The sequence below is a fragment of the Bacillus sp. AFS029533 genome (genome assembly GCF_002585125.1).
Lineage (GTDB): Bacteria > Bacillota > Bacilli > Bacillales > Bacillaceae_G > Gottfriedia > Gottfriedia luciferensis_B.
Window position 1 is genome coordinate 1 of the sequence record NZ_NUQC01000034.1, and the last position, 19790, is coordinate 19790.

At 32.9% G+C, this 19790-nt stretch carries 17 protein-coding genes; 6 read left to right on the top strand and 11 right to left on the bottom strand.

Annotation, left to right across the window (positions count from 1 at the left end; translation table 11 throughout):
- Nucleotides 1–276 precede the first annotated feature (276 nt).
- The 4 genes from COE53_RS18135 (at nucleotide 277) to addA (ending at nucleotide 8832) form a co-directional block, all read left to right on the top strand.
- Nucleotides 277–918 (top strand): TVP38/TMEM64 family protein, encoded by a 642-nt coding sequence (locus tag COE53_RS18135; RefSeq protein ID WP_069032950.1) that lies wholly within the window; start codon nucleotides 277–279, stop codon nucleotides 916–918.
- A gap of 33 nt (nucleotides 919–951) precedes the next feature.
- A complete protein-coding gene (gene lepB, locus COE53_RS18140) occupies nucleotides 952–1503 on the top strand; it encodes a signal peptidase I (RefSeq protein WP_069032951.1) in 552 nt (183 codons plus the stop codon).
- Between the two features lie 92 nt (nucleotides 1504–1595).
- On the top strand, nucleotides 1596–5102 hold the full coding sequence (addB, locus tag COE53_RS18145; RefSeq protein ID WP_091024043.1) for a helicase-exonuclease AddAB subunit AddB: 3507 nt from the start codon (nucleotides 1596–1598) through the stop codon (nucleotides 5100–5102).
- Nucleotides 5095–8832, top strand: a complete 3738-nt coding sequence (gene addA, locus COE53_RS18150) for a helicase-exonuclease AddAB subunit AddA (protein ID WP_069032953.1) — start codon at nucleotides 5095–5097, stop codon at nucleotides 8830–8832. Before addB ends, addA begins: the two co-directional genes overlap by 8 nt.
- A 36-nt stretch (nucleotides 8833–8868) precedes the next feature.
- Here addA and COE53_RS18155 read toward each other — a convergent pair whose 3' ends face one another.
- The 7 genes from COE53_RS18155 to COE53_RS18185 form a co-directional block, all read right to left on the bottom strand.
- Entirely contained in the window at nucleotides 8869–9084 is a 216-nt protein-coding gene (locus tag COE53_RS18155) for a spore germination protein (protein WP_069032954.1), read from the bottom strand.
- A gap of 16 nt (nucleotides 9085–9100) precedes the next feature.
- Nucleotides 9101–9742: a spore germination protein GerPE gene (locus COE53_RS18160; protein ID WP_098948506.1), complete on the bottom strand. Its 642-nt coding sequence runs from the start codon at nucleotides 9740–9742 to the stop codon at nucleotides 9101–9103.
- On the bottom strand, nucleotides 9742–9918 hold the full coding sequence (locus tag COE53_RS18165; protein ID WP_069032956.1) for a spore gernimation protein GerPD: 177 nt from the start codon (nucleotides 9916–9918) through the stop codon (nucleotides 9742–9744). The genes COE53_RS18160 and COE53_RS18165 overlap by 1 nt, the downstream gene beginning before the upstream one ends.
- Nucleotides 9915–10526 (bottom strand): spore germination protein GerPC, encoded by a 612-nt coding sequence (gene gerPC / locus COE53_RS18170; RefSeq protein WP_069032957.1) that lies wholly within the window; start codon nucleotides 10524–10526, stop codon nucleotides 9915–9917. Before gerPC ends, COE53_RS18165 begins: the two co-directional genes overlap by 4 nt.
- Before the next feature lie 37 nt (nucleotides 10527–10563).
- A complete protein-coding gene (locus COE53_RS18175) occupies nucleotides 10564–10761 on the bottom strand; it encodes a spore germination protein GerPB (protein ID WP_069032958.1) in 198 nt (65 codons plus the stop codon).
- A gap of 13 nt (nucleotides 10762–10774) precedes the next feature.
- On the bottom strand, nucleotides 10775–10996 hold the full coding sequence (locus COE53_RS18180; protein WP_069032959.1) for a spore germination protein: 222 nt from the start codon (nucleotides 10994–10996) through the stop codon (nucleotides 10775–10777).
- A gap of 208 nt (nucleotides 10997–11204) precedes the next feature.
- A complete protein-coding gene (locus COE53_RS18185) occupies nucleotides 11205–11360 on the bottom strand; it encodes an aspartyl-phosphate phosphatase Spo0E family protein (RefSeq protein WP_088012099.1) in 156 nt (51 codons plus the stop codon).
- Nucleotides 11361–11824: 464 nt separating this feature from the next.
- Here COE53_RS18185 and COE53_RS18190 point away from each other — a divergent pair, with 464 nt between their 5' ends.
- Entirely contained in the window at nucleotides 11825–12199 is a 375-nt protein-coding gene (locus COE53_RS18190) for a DUF1516 family protein (protein WP_069032960.1), read from the top strand.
- Between the two features lie 41 nt (nucleotides 12200–12240).
- On the opposite strand, the gene COE53_RS18195 is transcribed toward COE53_RS18190, so the two are convergent.
- Nucleotides 12241–12804 carry a DUF2777 family protein gene (locus tag COE53_RS18195; RefSeq protein WP_069032961.1) on the bottom strand — a complete coding sequence of 188 codons (564 nt, stop codon included), beginning with the start codon at nucleotides 12802–12804 and terminating at the stop codon, nucleotides 12241–12243.
- A 436-nt stretch (nucleotides 12805–13240) separates the two neighbouring features.
- Here COE53_RS18195 and asnB point away from each other — a divergent pair, with 436 nt between their 5' ends.
- On the top strand, nucleotides 13241–15088 hold the full coding sequence (asnB, locus tag COE53_RS18200; RefSeq protein WP_069032962.1) for an asparagine synthase (glutamine-hydrolyzing): 1848 nt from the start codon (nucleotides 13241–13243) through the stop codon (nucleotides 15086–15088).
- 865 nt (nucleotides 15089–15953) lie between these two features.
- Here the strand turns inward: asnB and COE53_RS18205 are convergent.
- From COE53_RS18205 to COE53_RS18215, 3 genes are all read right to left on the bottom strand, one after another.
- Complete coding sequence (locus COE53_RS18205) at nucleotides 15954–16316, bottom strand: P-II family nitrogen regulator (protein WP_069032963.1); 363 nt, start codon at nucleotides 16314–16316, stop codon at nucleotides 15954–15956.
- A 12-nt stretch (nucleotides 16317–16328) separates the two neighbouring features.
- Nucleotides 16329–17555 carry an ammonium transporter gene (locus tag COE53_RS18210; protein WP_098948512.1) on the bottom strand — a complete coding sequence of 409 codons (1227 nt, stop codon included), beginning with the start codon at nucleotides 17553–17555 and terminating at the stop codon, nucleotides 16329–16331.
- A 365-nt stretch (nucleotides 17556–17920) separates the two neighbouring features.
- On the bottom strand, nucleotides 17921–19693 hold the full coding sequence (locus COE53_RS18215) for a glycoside hydrolase family 13 protein (RefSeq protein ID WP_069032965.1): 1773 nt from the start codon (nucleotides 19691–19693) through the stop codon (nucleotides 17921–17923).
- Nucleotides 19694–19790: the final 97 nt, after the last annotated feature.

Below are 19790 nucleotides of genomic sequence, written 5' to 3' on the forward strand. Positions count from 1 at the left end.
GTAATTTAATTGACAAAGTTGTTTTTCAACAGCGTGAAACTACTTTTCAATTTAGTGAAGTAGTTTTTTTATTTATTCAAAGATAGTTTATTAGAATTTCATTAAGCATCATTAGGAACAAATTAGTAAAAAAAAATTATAAGATAATCAGTCAAATTATTACAAAAAATACTAGTTAGAATCATTTATTATTATTGAATAAATAGTTATATGTGATAATGTTAACAGTAAGGATATCTATTTAGAAATACGGCTTAAGGAGAGATTCATATTTAAATGAACGTTTTTGACTTAAAGGCTTTTTTTACAGAAGAACATTTTTTACATCTCATTCAACAATACAAAGATTATGGTCCATTAGTTGGAATATCAATCCCTTTTATTGAAGCAATTTGTCCAATTTTACCTTTGGTCATTTTTGTATTTGCTAATGCTGCAGCATTTGGTCCTTTATTAGGCTTTTTATATTCATGGATTGGTTCTTGCTTAGGTTCCATTTTACTATTCTATGTTGTTAGAAAATTTGGTCAGAAACGATTTTTTTCATTTGTAAGTAAGCATAAGAAAGTAGAATCATCAATAGGGTGGATTGAAAAAAGAGGATTTGGTCCAATTTTTATTATGTTTGCATTTCCGTTTTCACCATCTTTTTTAATAAATATAGTAGCAGGTTTGTCACGTATTAAAATATCGCAATTCCTAATCGCATTAGTACTTGGAAAGTTTACTATGATCGCGATGATTAGTTATTTAGGGAAAGATTTAACTTCAGTGTTTCAAAAACCGATAAAAGCATTGTACATAGGAATTTTTATATTCGTATTATGGATTGTTGGAAAAGTGATTGAGAAACGTATGGACATCAAAGAAAAAACAACAGAGAAAAAGAGTTCGTCTCAATCATCTGATGAGCAATAGATCATTTGACTCAGGGAGGGTGAGAGCAACTTTATGCTAAGAAAAGAAGTATTTGACTGGGGAAAAGCGATCATTATTGGGATCGCAATTGCTTTTATTGTAAGAACGTTCTTATTTTCTACATATGTAGTTGATGGAGAATCTATGATGCCAACTTTAAAGGATGGAAACTTACTAGTTATAAATAAATTTGGATATGAAATTGGTGATATTAACAGATTTGACGTAATTGTATTCCATGCAAATAAGCAAGAAGATTATGTTAAACGTGTCATAGGTTTACCTGGAGATTCAATTGAATATAAAGATGATCAGCTTTATATTAACGATAAAAAATGGAATGAACCATATTTAAATGATTACAAGAGTTCTTTAAAAGGAACACCTTTTACAGCTGATTTTAATTTAAACGAAGTTACAGGTAAAACGAAAGTTCCACCAGGCTATGTTTTTGTTGAAGGGGACAATCGACCAAAAAGTTATGACAGTCGTTTGTTTGGATTTGTAAAAATTGATAAAATTGTAGGGAAGGTCGACCTACTTTATTGGCCACTTTCAAGTTTGAATACGAATTTTAACAAATAAGCTCCTTATGGGGGCTTTTCTTATTAGGTACACATTTAACCATTATTTACTAAATAATAACCATTATTCTAATACATTAAGGAGGAGGATATATGTCGTTTCAATTTATATTAGGGCGTGCAGGAAGTGGGAAAACGCATCACATTTTAAATGAAATTACGGATAGATTAAAGAATGAAACAAAAAATATCATCTTTATTGTACCTGACCAAATGACCTTTCAAATGGAATATGAATTAGTTAAAAGGCAGGAAAAAAAAGCAATTATTAATTCCCAAGTTTTTAGTTTTACTCGATTAGCTTGGAAGGTTTTACAAGAAACAGGTGGAATCAGTCGGATTCATATTGGCGAAATTGGAATTTCTATGATTCTTCGAAAGATTATTGAGGAAAAGAAAGAAGAATTGAAAGTTTTTCATCACGTTGCTGATCGACAAGGATTCTATAAGGAACTAACGGGCCTTATTGCAGAGTTTAAAGGTTTTCAAGTTTCTTCAGATGAATTATCATCCGTTATTTTACAAATGGAGCAAGATTCCTCAAAGGATCATATCTTTATTCAACAAAAGATAAATGATATTCAAATAGTGTTTGATGCTTTTAATACATATATGAAAGATAAGTATCTTGATTCAGAAGACTATTTAAATTTGTTGATTCAAGAATTACCTAAAAGTGATTATATAAAAGACAGTATTATATATATTGATGGATATTATGACTTGGCACCTCAAGAGCGAAATGTAGTTGAGGAGCTAATGAGATATTGTAGTGAGGTAAATTTCTCTCTAACAATCGACCGGCCATATGATGATTTTTTACCGCATGAATTAAATTTATTTTATAAACCAGCGCTTTTATATCAACAAATTAAAGAGATTGCTTTAAATACGAAGCAAACAATAGAGCAACCTGTTATTTGTCATCATAATTTTAGAAATCAATCGAATGATTTGAAGTATTTCGAAACGAATTTTGATAGCAGACCAGTTAAGCCTTCGTTTGAATCTGATGGAATTAAGATTATGTCGGCATCTAATCGTCGAGCCGAAGTAAATGGGATTGCGAAAGATATTATTAATAAGGTGCGCGATCAAGGATATCGATATCGAGATATAGCCATTTTCTTAAGAAATGGAGATTCATATTCACATTTGATTTCAACTATTTTTCATGCGTACCAAATACCCATTTTCATAGAAGAAAAGCGTTCAATGCTAACGCATCCATTATTTACGTTTTTACAAGCTACTTTTGATATCATTCAAAAGAATTGGAGATATGAATCGGTTTTCAATGCTTATAAAACGGAGCTAGTTTATCCATTTGAAAGCAATCGTGATAAGAATCGTGAACAGCTCGAGTTATTTGAGAATTATTGCATAGCGTATGGTAAGCAAGGAAAAAGGTGGACGATTGAAGAGCCATGGAAGTATCGAAAGTATCGCTCAACTGAAGGTATTGATCGAGGAATCACAAATGAGGAGTTAGAGTTCGAAGCATTAATCAATTCAGTAAGAGATTTATTAGTAAAGCCAATTCTTACATTTCAAAGCAATCTGAAGCAAGCTAAAAATGCGAGAGAAATGTGTGTAGCCTTGTTTGAATTTGTTGAATCGCTAGATATTTCAAGGAAGCTTCAACGTTTAAAGGATGATGCTGAAAATCGATCCAATTTAATTGAAAGCAAAGATCATGAGCAAGTTTGGAAAGGGTTTATTCAGCTTTTAGATGAATGCGTTGAATTAATTGGAGAAGAAAAACTGTCACGTAAAACATTTTTTGAAATTCTTCAAACTGGTTTTCAATCACTTGAATTTGCGAATGTTCCGGCATCATTAGATCAAGTTAACATAGCTGATTTTGATCATTCAAGACTACAAAATGTAAAGTGTGCTTATATCATTGGTGTAAATGAAGGGGTTATTCCAAGGAAGGCTAGTGAAGACGGACTATTAGGCGATACTGCCCGAGAGTTTTTACAATCATTTGGTGTGGAAGTAGCACCAACAAGTAAGCACCAATTATTTGTTGAAAATTTTAATATCTATACTGGAATTAATCGTGCAAGTCATGAGTTAATCATTAGTTATCCATTAACAAGTGATGATGGAAAAAGTCTTGCCCCATCAAGTCTCATTCAAAGGATAAAATCGATTTTTCCAAATATACATCAAAGATTTGAAAGTGGAGACTTAACTTTTAGTTCTGTAGAAGAACAGTTAACATCTATTACAAATTATGGTACAGCTTTAACGAATTTAGTATCTCAGCTTCAAGTTTGGTCGACTAGGGAAACTGAAACGAATATGGATTTATGGTGGACGCTTTATAATGTTTTAAGAGAAAACTCTGATTCAAAAGATAAACTGTATAAAGTAATAAGTAGCGTAATGTATAACAATGTCGCGAAAGATCTTGGAGAAGATTTAAGTACAGAATTATATGGGGAAGAATTGAGTGGATCGGTATCACGAATTGAGCTTTTCCATCAATGCGCATATGCCCATTTTGCACGATATGGTCTTAAGCTTCAAGAACGTGAAATTTATAAGTTTGAATCATTTGATATGGGTCAATTATTCCACAGTGCTTTAACAATTATTGGAGAGAATCTTTTACAGACCGGTAAAAGCTGGAGTAGTTTAACGAATTCAGAATGTGATGAATTAGCAGCAAAAGTAGTTGATGAAATCTCTCCAAAGTTTCAACGTGAGATTTTGCTAAGTACGAATCGATATATGTTTTTAAAGAAAAAAATGAAGGATGTTATTGCGAAAGTATCCTCAATTTTAAGTCAACAAGAGCATGCAGGTAAATTCGTTCCTATTGCTTTAGAAGTACCATTTGGTATGGGGAAACAGTTAAATTCTTATGAACTTCCGATTGATGGGAAGAGAAGAATGGTATTAAATGGCCGAATTGACCGAATTGATAAAGCAACAAGTGAAAAAGGCGATTACTTACGAATTTTGGATTATAAATCAACGAAAAAGGAATTAAAATTATCAGATGTATACTACGGACTTGCTTTACAGTTACTAACATATTTAGATATAGCTGTAGCAAATTCAACAACATTACTTGGAAAACACGCGGACCCGGCTGGTATTCTTTATTTCCATGTTCAAAATCCGATTGTTAAAGTGAAAAATAATATCGAATTTGATGAAATTCAGGATGAAATCTTTAAAAAGTTTAAAATGAATGGATTACTTTTAGAAGATCGAGAAAGTAATACGTTAATGGATGAAGCATTAATTCAAGACGGAAGCACTTCAAAAATTGTGCCGATTAGGCTTAAAAAAACCGGAGAATACATGGCAAAGTATTCAAAAACGGTAAAGCCTGAACAATACCCAATGATGACGAATTATATAAAGCAAAAATTTACTGAAGCTGGTCAGAAAATATACAACGGTTTTGTAGAAGCAAATCCATATCAGCAAAAGGATAAAATACCATGTACATATTGCTCGTACCAATCAGTATGTCAATTTGATGCGAATGTAAAAGGAAATGAATATCGTGTTCTACCTCCTTTAGAAGATAGCGAAGCATTACAAAAAATGATCGAGGTGGTGAATAAAGATGAGTAAAGAAGAAAATAACGCAAGTAAAACAACATGGACAGTCGACCAGCAAAAAGCGATTGATTTCGAAGGGTCAGATATTCTTGTAGCCGCTGCTGCTGGTTCTGGAAAGACGGCTGTTCTTGTTGAACGGATTATTCAAAAAATCATTCGTGATGAAAATCCAATAAATGTCGATGAATTACTTGTTGTTACTTTTACAAAAGCAAGTGCCCAGGAAATGAAAGAAAGGATTGGGATTGCATTAGAGAAACAACTTGTAAATAATCCTGAATCTGATCATTTAAGGAAACAAGCTTCTTTGTTAAATAAGGCTTCAATCTCAACTATTCACTCTTTTTGTACTGAAGTCATTCGATCAAATTACTATATGGTAGAGTTGGATCCAAACTTCCGTACTGCAGAAGAAATTGAGATTCAATTACTGATGGATGAAGTGTTAGAAGAGTTGATGGAGTCAGAATACAGTGATGAATCTAATTTAGTCTTCTTTGATTTAGTTGATCGATATACTAGTGATCGAGATGATAATGATTTACCGAAATTAATATTAAAGCTATATCGTCATGCAATTTCGAACCCAAACCCTAGTGAGTTTTTAAATGCATTCATTCACCAATATAATGTAGTCGGTAAACCAGTTGATGAGATCCCTTTTATTCAAGAACTTAAGAAATTTATTCAAGATGATTTGTTTGCTTGTATTAACACTTATAAACAAGCATTGGATATAATAGATAGCCCTGATGGCCCAATTAAATATGTTGATGTTTTTAAAGAGGAGTATGGTAATTTAGAATGTTTATTCCATGCCTCAGAAAAATCATGGGAAGAAATTAATGTTGGTCTACAAAAAATAGTATTTAATCGATTGCCCACTATTAAAAAGACAGAGGGTGATCAACAGAAAAAGGAACTAGTAGCGAATTTCCGAAAAGATGTTAAAAAGAATATTGATGATATAAGAGACAAGTATTTTAATCGAAGCATTGACGTTCAATTAAAACAAATAAGTGAATTAAAGCCCCTAGTTGAAAAGTTAATTGAACTTGTTAATCGTTTCATCGTATTATTTAAAGAAGCAAAATTAGAAAATGGAATTTTAGATTTCAATGATTTAGAACACTATGCACTTGAAATTTTAAAGGAAAAAGACGAAAAAGAATTAGTACCTTCATCGGTTGCAAGAGTATATCAAGAAAAGTTTAACGAAGTGTTGGTAGATGAATACCAAGATACGAACTATGTACAAGAATCGATTTTAAGATTAATCACAAAAGGTACGGGAGCTTCTGGTAATCTTTTTATGGTCGGTGATGTTAAGCAATCAATCTATCGCTTTCGATTAGCAGAACCACAACTATTTATAAATAAATACAATTTATATGAAAAAGAGAAAAATGAAAGAACTGGTTTAAGAATCGATCTTTCTAAAAACTTTAGAAGTAGAGCGGAAGTATTAGATGCAACCAATTTTATTTTTCAACAAATTATGGGAAGAGAAATTGGTGGAATTGAGTATGATGAAGATGCGATGTTAAAGCTAGGTGCGAGCTATCCTGAATACTCAGATTGCGCTGCTGAATTAATCTTATTAACGAATTCGGATGAAGAAGAAAATGAGCCTGAGTTCAGTGAACAAGAAGATGATGATCTTGTAGAAGAAAAGCTTGAACAAATTGAGGCAAGGTACGTAGCAAGAAGAATTAAGGATTTAGTTGAAAGTGAATATTTAGTAACGGAAAAGACTGGAGAAATGAGACCAGTAAAATATAATGATATTGCTATTTTAGGTCGTTCATTATCGAATGCTGATTTGTATATAGAAGAATGCAAAGCGTTAGGTATACCGCTATATGCTGAGAAATCAAAGGACTTATTTCAAACAATTGAAGTGGCCGTCTTTTTAAATTTATTAAAGCTAATCGATAATACGATTCAAGATATTCCACTTGCATCTGTCCTACGTTCTCCAATTGTAGGACTTTCGGAACCGGAATTAACGATGATTAGACTTAATCATAAAAATGGTTCATTTTACGATGCATGTCAAGATTATCTAAATAATTATGAAAACCGTCATAAACAGCTTTCAATTAAATTAGTAAATTTCTTTGAACAAATAAAGGAATGGAAACGACTCGTTAAAAGGGAGACACTTTCAATCTTTATTTGGAAGGTATTAAAGGAATCTACATACTATGACTTTGTCGGAGGCTTACCAGGTGGTAAACAAAGGCAAGCAAATTTAATTACGTTATTTGATCGTGCTAAAGCATTAGAAGAATCAAATTATAGAAGTCTATTTCAGTTTTTAAGATTTTTAGATCGTATGCAAGAAAGAGAAGAAAAGCTAGATGAGGTTCGTATTTTAAGTGATCAAGAAAATGTCGTTCAAATGATGACAATCCATAAAAGTAAGGGATTAGAGTTTCCTGTCGTGTTTGTCGTGAATACATCTAAGCAATTTAATATGCAGGATTTAAGAGCAAAATTCATTTTACAAAAGGAATTAGGTTTGGGTATGAATTTTGTACATCCTGCTTATCGTACGACTAATACAACCCTTTTGAAGGAAACAATCAAGCGCAAGGAACATGAAGAGTTAATTTCCGAAGAGTTACGAATTCTTTATGTTGCATTAACTCGTGCAAGAGAAAAACTTATTTTAGTAGGTAAAGTAAATGATGCACAAAAAATGATTGAAAGTTGGAAGAAAGTTGAAAACCATAAAGAATGGCTACTGCCATTAAACATGATTAGTGGTGCTAAAAGTTATCTTGATTGGATTGGTCCTTCGATCATTCGGCACGATTCTAGTAATGCAATTAGACTCGACGATGATTTGTGGCACACAGAAAATGAAATTCAGTTTTACCCATGTCGCTGGAATTATTCTATTGTAGATGCTTCTACAATTCAATCATTGGAAGCTGAAGAAGTAGAAAATGATAAAGTAGAAGTATTTCAAGCTTTCCAGTCAAAGGAACCGATTCAAATTAAAAATGGTGAGCTTCATGAAAAACTAGAAAATCAATTAAACTGGCAATATCATCATACACAATCAACTCTATACCGACCAAAACAATCTGTTACAGAATTAAAAAGAAAAATGCAAGAGGAAGATCCATATAGTCAAAGTTTTACAGCGACTAAAACAAAAGATTTTCCACTTGAAAGACCGAAATTTATGTCAGAACAAAAAATGAACTCAGCTGAAAAAGGAACTGCTGCCCATGCTGTTATGCAAAATTTAGATTATCAATTTGTCTCATCTCATGAAGACATCATAGATCAGATAAATAGTATGGTTTTAAAAGAATTAATTACCCAAGAGCAAGGGAAAGCTGTAAATAGCTTGGAGATTTTTGAATTCTGTCAATCACAGCTTGGTCAAATAGTGGCAAACTCAAATCAAAATCTTCGAGAAGTACCATTTAGTTATGGTGTTTCAACAAATGAAATTTATAAAGATTGGGAAGATGAAGAGGAAGTTGTATTAATCCAAGGGATCATTGACTTACTTTTAATTGATGGAGACGAGGTTATATTAATTGATTATAAAACCGATCGAACTGGTGCATTTGCAACAAAAGATGCCTTGAAGCAAGAAGCAATTAGAAGATATGGTGTTCAACTCGATCTTTATTCAAAGGCAATTGAAGCGGGGATGGATAAAATGGTTAAAGCTAAATATCTCTACTTTTTCGATGGTGGTCATATTATAGAGTTATAGGAAAAAGCGATGCATCTGCATCGCTTTTTTTGTGATTTATAGAGTCGCTACTTCATTTTGATCTACTAAATCAGCATCTAACGTATTAGTTGCACTTGCACCGTTTATTGTTGCCGGTAGAAACCCAGTATTACCTGAGCCCGAGCCAAAATATGATTTTGTTTGCGTTTTTGGTGAGATATTATTAAGATCTCCTGTATTTATATTTCCTTCATTGCTTGTGATGACAATTGCTCCAAGAAATGTTGGCATGAAATATTCTCCTTTCTTAATCGTTAATTTTTGGTTCTGATATTTCTTCTTTTTGTCTTGTTACTACAGGTACTGAAGGCACGCTTGGTACTACTGTGTGTACTGGAACTACAGGTGCTACAGGGACTACAGTGTGTGGCGTTACAACTGGCGAAACTGGTTGAACAAGTACATCCTGATGAAGGGGTTGCATAGGCTGCGTCATCATTGGCTGTATTAGTTGAGAAAAAGTCGGTTGGGCATGAAAGCCTGGAGTTTGGTAATGTATTGTAGGTGTTGAAATAAAATGTCGTATTTGATGTACTCGGGATAACATTGTGGCATCATGAACTGAGCCGATAACGGAAGCGCTGGCTGAGCTTATACCATTATAATTGATTGAACCAACTTGGATTGTTGGATTAAGATTTACTCGATTTAAATTTACAGTAGGAACATCTTGAAGATGTTTTGGAGTGATTTTAAAAATTGGATATATTTCAAAAATATCTCTGTTAAAATCAGCAAACACATTTCCTTCTTCTTGAAGTGCAAGAGCGTTTGACTCCGCATTCATTGAAAATACATCCCCAAACTGTAAAATGCTCGAAAATAGTACAGTATTTACATCATATCTTTCTACTGCGGCTAAACGAAATCTTGGATCAATTTTAAACATTAACTTACAGATAAAGGTACAAATGGTCCAATAATTAATGATTCTGGTGGTGTGTCAAAAATAGAAGATAGTGAAATATTATGAGCATCTCCAACCAAAAATAATGATGAAGATGAAATGGCTGTAAATTTTATTTCATCAACCTGTAAATTGCAATTTGTTACATTTAAATTCATCCTTTATTCTCCTTTCCAATATTATGTGGTAAGTTTTGTAAAAAGGCACTATAGGCAGTTCGAATATCTCTTAACATGTGTAAAACGACTTCTTCAGAATATCGTAGTGGATTATCAGCGAAGTTTGGTTTATTTTTATATAAATCAATATAGTAAGGAATCCTAATATCCATTTGATTTCGTATATCATCAATCATCATTTGACGATAATAATCATCTACAGCAACTCTAAGCTCTGTTTCTAATTGGAGGATGGTTTCTAATGCTTCTTCCTTTAAATGGAAGTTAATTCTTTCTTCTATATATGATTTCAAAGCTTTCATATTATTGTCTGGTTTAATATCAATTTGCTGGTTTTCTACAGTTAAATCATCAAATGTAGGGGCTTGAAGTGGATTCAGCCCTATTGTTAAGGTGCCATTTAAATTTTCAACTTTTAATTGGTCAAATTTATATTCAATTTTATCAATTTTTGTCTCAGGTCTTTTAGAAAGTTCAAGAACAGTAGCCTCAAGCTGAACTACTTTCGCTTTTAATTGTTCTATTATTTGGGACTGCTCATATAGTAATTGCTCAATTTGAGTCTGTCTTATTTCTAGTTGATTCATAGAATTCCCTCGCTTTCAATTTGCTACAGGAATAAAATTATGTTTGTTGCGAGGTGTGAACGATTTGACCTGGTTCAGTAATTGGTGGTGCTGCCTCTAAATAATCTCCAGTATTATTCGTTATCGTTTTTGCATTTATATTTCCTGTTGTTCCAATTTGAAAAACAGATGAGTTTACGATCCCACCGGTTTTAAGCTGATTAATAATAATAGTTTGATGTATATATATATTCAAACGACACCCTCCTTTACATGTTGCCAACCATTGGTTGATCGACTTGGTCTTGATCATATACGGTCGAAATACTTTTATTGTTATAAACTGTTACATTATCACCAGTATTAAACGAACCAGCACCGGCGTACGTTTGAGCACTACTTTTAGGTATGATATTATATGCATCACCCACGTTAACTACAGCGCTACTACCGATACTGACGATATTTATTACTCCAACATAAGCAGGCATGACTGTACACCCTTTGTTCTTTTTATGATTATGTATTATATGGCCATTTAACCTAAAACGTGATTGTAGACTATGTATTGTTAAGAAGTATTAATTTTAATAATAGGAAGAAAAGGGTGAAAGGGAAAATAAAATAGATGGGATATCTATTTCTATAACCAAAAAAAATACTAGCAGCAATTAGCATAAACTAATCGCAAGCTAGCTATTAGGCTCTCCTTTTAGAAGAGGTAAAGGTCGAGATCATATTCATTAGCCTGTCCAATTCCTGGCTACATAAAACTGTTTTCTTGTTCGTAAAGCCATATCGTCCCGCATAATATACCATTCGGGCCCTTTTTTTCTCTATAACATGAAGCAGCAATTTAGTCACCAACTTTGTTCAAGAATAGGGAATTATGTCTAGGTCTCACGATGTATGTAATGCTATTATACAAAATCATTTTCATATGAGAAGACATTCGCTAAAAGAAGTGTAAAACTTACAAAATACTACAATATTCATCTGCATTCCATCTTGGAATAGTGGAAATTGAAAGGTTTTTGTAGGATAAACTATACGGAGTGTCGAATTGTAAGGAGCTATAGATGATATTGAATTTATTTTCGACAGTAGATTACAATCCTAGATTAATATAATTTATGATTTTTAAAAATGAATATTAAGTCATGTTTTCGAAAACGGTTAATGGGTATAAAATCATAGCTTATATTTTGAACAATTTGTGAATTTTTTAAAATCTTTTCCATTTCCATTTCATCTAGATTTTTCCTTATTCAAGCACTTATGTTATGATTATTTAGAATATATAATTGGGAGGAAATGAAATGATTCACTTACATATTACATCGTGGGTAATCGCTATTATTTTAGCTTTAACTGTTGGGCACGGATACAAAAATGGTTGGAATGTGAAAGTTGCCCATATGATTTTACGTCTTTTATACTTTGTTATTTTAGGAACTGGACTGTATTTATTTATTCACATTTCAAATAAAGAAAATATGCCGTCTAATTTGATGATGCTTTATAACGTAAAAATGACACTTGGTATTCTTATGTTAGGTGTGTTTGAATATTTCACAGTGTCTTCTAAGAAACACCGTAAAATGGTTGTTCCTGCAACTATTTTTACAGTATTTATTTTAGCTTTATTATATTTAGGATTTAGATTACCACAAGGTTTTCACTTCTTTGCTTAATAAAAAACTGTCACAAATTTCTTGTGACAGTTTTTTTGTATTTATGAAAGTTGAGTTAATAGGTAGCGGTTACCTGTTGCTTTCGTAAGTTCAAATCGATGGTTTTGTTCTTCAGATGAAATTCTAAATTGGTGATATACTGAACAAACAAGTTCTCCATTATCAAATACGATGAAATTTACTCCTTCTGAAGGTGAACCTTCAGGCTGAAATGAAAGGAAGTTGTGACAGTACAAGCAATCGTATAAGGAAAAACTATGCGTATTTAGTAGGTACGCTAAAGTATAAAATGATTCATCGGTCAAATTTTTTAATAGTGAATCGAAGCTATATAAAAGCTTTCTTTGAATACGAAGGATATCGCCATTTTGTAATTTTTTCTTTCTGGAATACTGAATAAGAAAATTACCATTTTTTAAAGAAGCAGGAACCCACTCTTCATTTATAGAAACTTCAAAATCTTCATCGATAAGATCCTCAAGTAAAAATGCCTCATCGGTTTCATCATCGAAAAAGACCCATTCATCATTTATTTCTTCAATTGCTCCAATAGTAAAAGCGCGAGGTTGCTTTTGAAATAATTGTGATCGGTGCTTAAATTGCATTAAGTAACCTCCAGTTACAAGCGTTCTGCTGTTCATTGTTAAATTACATAGGTTCAAGTGAAAAGTAGTGATTCGGACATTTTATTGAATCATAAAATTAAGTATTTAATAGAATCTTTTTTCGTTCGAACCTTTTTTTGAATCTCGAATATTGTTTAAATGGATTAAAAATTTTACTCTATTTTCCGACCGGTATTAGGATTTATAAATCATAATAGCTGCGTTTATTTCGATTTTAATAAAGCTGCTACTTTTTTCATTTATTGACATAACTTAACTATTTTATAACTATGCAAAAATTAAAAAAACGTATGGACAAATATTGATAAGTTACAAACTTTTTTTGAGGATTAACGCACCTATTTTTAAAAACAATAATACGATATAGAATTAACTTTAGTTTTATAGGGAAATAGCCCAGAAAGGAGAAAAAAACATGTGCGGTATAACTGGGTGGGCAGATTTTCAAAAGGACTTATCCAATGTAAATTCAATGACAAAAAAAATGGCTGAAACATTGTCTAAACGAGGTCCAGATGATACGAATATTTGGACGTCGAATCATTGTAGTTTTGGCCACAAAAGATTAGTTGTAGTTGATCCAGTAGGTGGAAAACAACCGATGCGTAAAACGAAAGGTAACTTCACGTATACGCTTTGCTACAATGGCGAGTTATATAATACTGAAGATATTAGAAAAGAACTTTTAAAGAGAGGCTACACGTTCCAAGGGCATTCAGATACTGAGGTTCTACTAACAAGCTATATTGAGTGGAAGGAAGCATGTGTAGACAAATTTAATGGAATATTTGCCTTTGCAATCTGGGATGAAGAAAAGGAAAGTCTATTCATTGCAAGAGACCGTTTAGGAGTTAAACCTTTATTTTATAAAGAGGACTATAAAAGATTATTATTCGCTTCAGAAGTAAAGGCAATTTTAGCAAATCCTGGGGTAAAGGCTGAATTAACTGAAGAAGGGCTCTCAGAAGTATTTGGACTTGGTCCATCCCGTACGCCTGGAAATGGTGTTTTTGATGGAATTAAAGAACTCCGTGGTGGTCATGCTATGACATTCTCAAGAAATGGACTTAAAATATGGAAATATTGGGATGTTAAAAGCGATATACACACAGATTCAGTTGATGAAACGATTGAAAAAGTACGTTTTTATGTTGAAGATGCAATCGTAAGGCAATTAGTTTCCGATGTGCCTTTATGTACGTTTTTATCAGGTGGAGTGGATTCTAGTACGATTACAGCAATCGCTGCTAATCATTACGCTAAAGAAGGAAAAGGACAATTAACCACATATTCAATCGATTATGAGGAAAATGATAAATATTTTACTTCAAGTGTATTCCAACCAAATTCAGATGCACCTTGGATTGAGTTAATGTCCTCAACATTTAACACAAATCATCAAAGATGTGTTATTACAAACGAAGAACTGGTTCAATATTTAGATGAGGCTACAGAGTGTCGTGATCTTCCAGGAATGGCGGATGTCGATTCTTCATTATTATGGTTTTGTCAAAAAATTAAACAGAACTTTGTAGTAGGTTTATCAGGAGAATGTGCTGATGAAATTTTTGGTGGATATCCTTGGTTTCACCGAGAAGATGACTTGAATAGACCAGCGTTTCCTTGGATGAGATCAACAGAACTCCGTCAAAAGCTTTTAAAAGACGAATGGAGTAAGAAGTTGAATTTAGCTCAGTACGTTCAAGATCGATACAACGAGACTGTAAAAGAAACGCCAATCCTTGAAGGAGAAAGTCCATTAGAAGCTAAAAGAAGACAACTGTTTTATTTAAATCGTCAATGGTTTATGTCGCAACTGTTAGATCGAAAAGATCGGATGAGTATGGGAGCGAGCCTTGAAGTGCGTGTTCCTTTTGCAGATCACCGACTTGTGGAATATGTATGGAATATCCCTTGGGAGCTTAAAATGTATGGGGATCGCGAAAAAGGTATCCTAAGAAAATCACTTGAAGGTTTGTTACCAGATGATATCTTATACCGCAAAAAAAGCCCTTATCCAAAAACGCATAACCCGGTATATACAAAATTAGTGGTTCAAAAATTAAAAGAAGCTTTAAAAGATAAAAGCTCAGCTCTTTATGAGTTTCTTGATAAAGAGCAATTAAATGCTTTAGTTGAAAGTGAAGGAAAAGCATTTCAAGTTCCATGGTACGGACAATTAATGTCTGGACCTCAGCTATTAGCTCATTTATATCAAATTCATGTTTGGTTTAAAAAATTCAATATTAATGTGAAAGCTTAAATTATAGGGGTGATCTTTTTCACCTCTTTTTTGTATGTTTAAATAAAGTAGCTAGAGGAGAGGGGGAACTGCAAATAAATCGGAGTTAAAACCATGCAATCGCAAATAAAAGATGGGAATCGCAAATAAAATCTTGGAATAGCAAATAAAAGTGGGAATCGCAATTAAAATCGTGGAATGGCAAATAAAAGATGAGAATCGCAATTAAAATCGTGGAATGGCAAATAAAAGATGGGAATCACAATTAAAACCGTGGAATCGCAAATAAAAGTGGGAATCTCAATTAAAATCGCGGAATGGCAAATAAAAGATGGAAGTCGCAATTAAAATCATGGGATGGCAAATAAAAGATGGGAATCGCAAATAAAATCGTGGAATCGCAAATAAAATCGTGGAATGGCAAATAAAAGATGGGAATCACAATTAAAACCGTGGAATCGCAAATAAAAGTGGGAATCGCAATTAAAATCGCGGAATGGCAAATAAAAGATGGAAGTCGCAATTAAAATCGTGGAATGGCAAATAAAAGACGGGAATCGCAATTAAAATCGTGGAATGGCAAATAAAAGACGGGAATCGCAATTAAAATCATGGAATGGCAAATAAAAGATGGAAATCGCAATTAAAATCGTGGAATGGCAAATAAAAGATGGGAATCGCAATTAAAATCGTGGAATCGAAAATGACAAATGAGAATCATAATTAAAATCGTTGAATTCCAAATAAAAATTGTATCGATAAAACGCACGGTATCAGTTAAATTCGTTACATAGGTGCATTAACCTTAAATCATTTGTGTAAGTGTAATAATATATAATTAATCAATTAAAAACCTAGTCATCTATAACGACTAGGTTTTAATAATTTAATAATCATTTTGCAATGCGTCTCTTCCTTCTTCACCAGTGCGGATTTTTATTGCGTTTTCAATCGGGTATACAAATATTTTTCCATCACCAGGTTTTCCTGTTTTTAACACTCTTTTTGCTTCATCGATTACTGCTTGAACAGGTACATCACATACGACTATTTCAACTTTTATTTTTTCATGTAAATTGATTGTTCGTTTTTTTCCTCGATACACTTCTGTATAGCCTGATTGCATTCCACATCCTAAAACGTTCGTTACGGTCATTCCTGTGATTCCTACCTTTGAAAGTGCATCTTTTAAAACATCAAATTTATCTGGCCGAGTAATGATTTCAATTTTTGTTAATTTTGCAGTCATTTTTATCCCTCCTTATATACTTGCGTCGTGATATGCTTTTTCTCCATGAATGCTTAAGTCAAGGCCGAGGTTTTCTTCCTCTTGATCGACGCGGATGCGGATGAAAAAGCCTATAACTTTCACAATTAAAAAGGTAATAACTCCTGCAAAAAGATAGGTCGCTAAGATAGCGAGTAGTTGTTTCCAAAGGAGTGATATGTCACCGTAAAAAAGTCCGTTTGCACCAGCACTATTTACTGATTTTGTGGCGAATAATCCTGTTGCAATAGCTCCCCATGTCCCTCCGATTCCGTGACAACCGAATGCGTCTAAAGCATCGTCATATCCGAATTTATATTTTAAGTATGTTACTGCTAAAAAGCATATGACTCCACCTAAAAATCCAATTACGATTGAAGAGAGAGGTGTGACGAATCCGCAAGCAGGTGTAATTGCAACTAATCCAGCTACGGCACCACTAACTCCACCTAAAATAGTAGGTTTTTTATTTACGTACCATTCCACTAGCACCCAAGCAACTGAAGCTGCAGCAGCCGCAGTATTTGTATTAATGAATGCAGTTAATGCCACATCATTTAATGTTAAGGCACTACCGACATTAAATCCGAACCACCCAAACCATAATAGTCCTGCGCCTAATACAGTTAGTGGTAAATGATGAGGTGATGTAGATCCGAAATCTCGTCTTTTGCCAAGAAGTAGAGCCAGAACTAAGCCTGAAACACCGGAGGAAATATGGACAACTGTTCCACCAGCGAAGTCTAAAGCACCTAGATTACGAAGCCAACCATCCACGCCCCAAACCCAGTGAGCTAATGGATCGTAAACAAATGTTGTCCATAAAAGAGTAAATAATAGAAATGCTGAAAATTTCATGCGCTCAGCGAAGGCGCCTGATATAAGAGCAGGAGTTAAAATTGCAAACATTAGCTGAAACATCATGAAAAGATTATGAGGGACTGTTGCGCTGTAGTTATCATTTGGAGTAAAACCAACATCCTTTAATGCTGCCCAAGAAAAGTTACCAATCAAATGATTAAAATCTGGACCGAATGCTAAAGAGTAACCAATTAGCACCCACTGGATTGATACGATTGCCATAGCAGAATAGCTATGCATTGTAGTACTTAATACGTTTTTACTTTTAACCATACCGCCGTAAAAAAGTGCCAAACCAGGTGTCATAATCATGACTAAAACAGTTGAAATAAAAAGAAATACACTATCCGCAGCTTGAATACCATTCATCTTCATTCCCCATTTCTTTAATGTTAGTTTTTATAACATTAAATGTTATATAAGTTATCATATTCAGAATATATGCAAAATTCAATAATAATTTCACGAAAATCCCAAAAAAATATATAAAATTATAATGAAAACGCTAACATGTATCGTATTTGTTAGAAAATCTAACATAACGTAAATGAGTGAATAAAAATACAGACCCACATAAATGAGTCTGTATTTGAAAGGTTGATGTCAGACTGATAGAAAACTGTTATCTTACGAGGCTTGAAGGCTGAAGAGGAGCGGAGCAACCTATGAAAGTAATGAGCACCGCAAGCAGCCGGAAATCGAGTGTTTCCCAACAGTCAACAGATTCAAGTAAATGAGTCTGTATCTTCTATTTGTAAAATTAAAAAGTCGGTATCTAGTAGATCAACACCAATTGAATCAGACTCAGTTGCAAACTGTTCTCCATTCCATACATTTGTAATTCTTTTCTTACGTAAATTTATTGGTACTTGAACTGATTGTTTTTCGCTTGAGTTATTAATTATGATAAAAAAATGATATTGATTATTCTTTCTTTCATACATAACAATGTCAGGTTGGTCAGTTTGTACCCAATTAAACTCACCGTCATTTTCTAAAACTGGATATTTTTTTCTTATCAAAATCAATTTTTTTATGGAATTAAAAATACTCAAATTATATTGTGATTTGTCCCAAAGCATACAACTTCTGCATTCGGGATCATTTCCACCTTGTAGACCAATTTCATCTCCGTAGTAGATACATGGAGTTCCAAAGAAAGTAAATAAAAAGACATATAATAGTATCACTCTTTTTTCATTATGATTACATTGTGTCAGTATTCTTGGTGTATCATGTGAACCTAATACATTGAAGAGTGCTTTGATTACAGGTAATGGATATTGAGCTATTAAATCGTTAATCGAGTATTGGAATTGAATCTTTGAAATTGATTGATAACCAAAATATGCAAAAAGAGATTTCATTAGAGGATAATTCATAACAGAATCGAATTCGTCGCCTCTTAGCCATGGCATTGCATGGTGCCAGATCTCACCGACAATAAATAAATCTTTTTTTAGTTCCTTCATTTTTTTATGAAATAGTTTCCAAAAATAATGATCAATTTCGTTTGCTACATCTAAACGCCAACCATCTATGTTAAATTCTTTTATCCAATAAGAACCTATTTCTAATAAAAAATTCTGTACTTCTTTATTTTCAGTATTTAGTTTTGGCATTTCCTTAACGAAAGAAAAAGTTTCATAAGCTGAATTGTTTTGTTCATCTTTAAAAAAGTGAAACCATTCAAAAAAGGCGGATTCCTTTCCGTTTTGCAATGCGTCTTGAAATGGAGGAAAGGATGCACTTGTATGGTTAAATACTGCATCAAGCATTACTCGAATATTCTTTTCATGACATTTTTCGATTAATGTTTTTAAGACTTTTTCATCTCCAAAAGTAGGATCGATTCTAAAATAATTGATTGTATTATATTTATGATTAGAATTTGCTTCAAAAATAGGCGTTAAATAAATTCCGGATATTCCTAAATTTTTAAGATAATCTATTTTTTGAATAACACCTTCTAAATCACCACCAAAATAGCTTGAACTCGTTGGTAGAGTAGAGCCCCACGGAGTCGAATTGATAGGATTATTCTTGTTATTTCCACTTGCAAATCGATCGGGGAAAATTTGATACCAAATCGTATCATGAACCCAACTCGGCGGTGATATTAAATTATTTTTATGAAGAAATGGCAATGTAAAACAGTTTGACTGATCATTAGGGGTAAAATTGCTTGAAAATCCGCCCTCACCGTAAAATAGAGATTCTTGCTCATTTTTTAAAAGAAATTGATATTTCATTCGTTTATTTGGAGGGATTACATTTACTTCCCAGTAGTCAAATAGTTCTGTGGAAAATGCAAGATACATGGAGAGTGATGATTCGATTTGCCAACCTGAATCATTAAATTTGAATGGATCTCCGAAATAAAAAATAATTTCTGTACAATCACCTTTTTTTGTTCGAATTCTTAAACGATAGGTTTTATCATCTATTGAAAAAGCATATTGATCATATGGCTGATGATATATTGATTCAATTTGCATGATCCCACCCTTTATTTTTAGTAAAATTTTAATATTAATGTTTGCAAGGAATTAACTTGCTATCTAATTTAGTAACAGTATAATTAAATAGTGTGTG

What these genes read in the sequence shown, in the direction of transcription:
- COE53_RS18135 (WP_069032950.1), top strand. Translation starts at nt 277, where the DNA reads ATGAACGTTTTTGACTTAAAGGCTTTTTTTACAGAAGAACATTTTTTA.
- lepB (WP_069032951.1), top strand. Translation starts at nt 952, where the DNA reads ATGCTAAGAAAAGAAGTATTTGACTGGGGAAAAGCGATCATTATTGGG.
- addB (WP_091024043.1), top strand. Translation starts at nt 1,596, where the DNA reads ATGTCGTTTCAATTTATATTAGGGCGTGCAGGAAGTGGGAAAACGCAT.
- addA (WP_069032953.1), top strand. Translation starts at nt 5,095, where the DNA reads ATGAGTAAAGAAGAAAATAACGCAAGTAAAACAACATGGACAGTCGAC.
- COE53_RS18155 (WP_069032954.1), bottom strand. Translation starts at nt 9,084, where the DNA reads ATGCCAACATTTCTTGGAGCAATTGTCATCACAAGCAATGAAGGAAAT.
- COE53_RS18160 (WP_098948506.1), bottom strand. Translation starts at nt 9,742, where the DNA reads ATGTTTAAAATTGATCCAAGATTTCGTTTAGCCGCAGTAGAAAGATAT.
- COE53_RS18165 (WP_069032956.1), bottom strand. Translation starts at nt 9,918, where the DNA reads ATGAATTTAAATGTAACAAATTGCAATTTACAGGTTGATGAAATAAAA.
- gerPC (WP_069032957.1), bottom strand. Translation starts at nt 10,526, where the DNA reads ATGAATCAACTAGAAATAAGACAGACTCAAATTGAGCAATTACTATAT.
- COE53_RS18180 (WP_069032959.1), bottom strand. Translation starts at nt 10,996, where the DNA reads ATGCCTGCTTATGTTGGAGTAATAAATATCGTCAGTATCGGTAGTAGC.
- COE53_RS18190 (WP_069032960.1), top strand. Translation starts at nt 11,825, where the DNA reads ATGATTCACTTACATATTACATCGTGGGTAATCGCTATTATTTTAGCT.
- COE53_RS18195 (WP_069032961.1), bottom strand. Translation starts at nt 12,804, where the DNA reads ATGCAATTTAAGCACCGATCACAATTATTTCAAAAGCAACCTCGCGCT.
- asnB (WP_069032962.1), top strand. Translation starts at nt 13,241, where the DNA reads ATGTGCGGTATAACTGGGTGGGCAGATTTTCAAAAGGACTTATCCAAT.
- COE53_RS18205 (WP_069032963.1), bottom strand. Translation starts at nt 16,316, where the DNA reads ATGACTGCAAAATTAACAAAAATTGAAATCATTACTCGGCCAGATAAA.
- COE53_RS18215 (WP_069032965.1), bottom strand. Translation starts at nt 19,693, where the DNA reads ATGCAAATTGAATCAATATATCATCAGCCATATGATCAATATGCTTTT.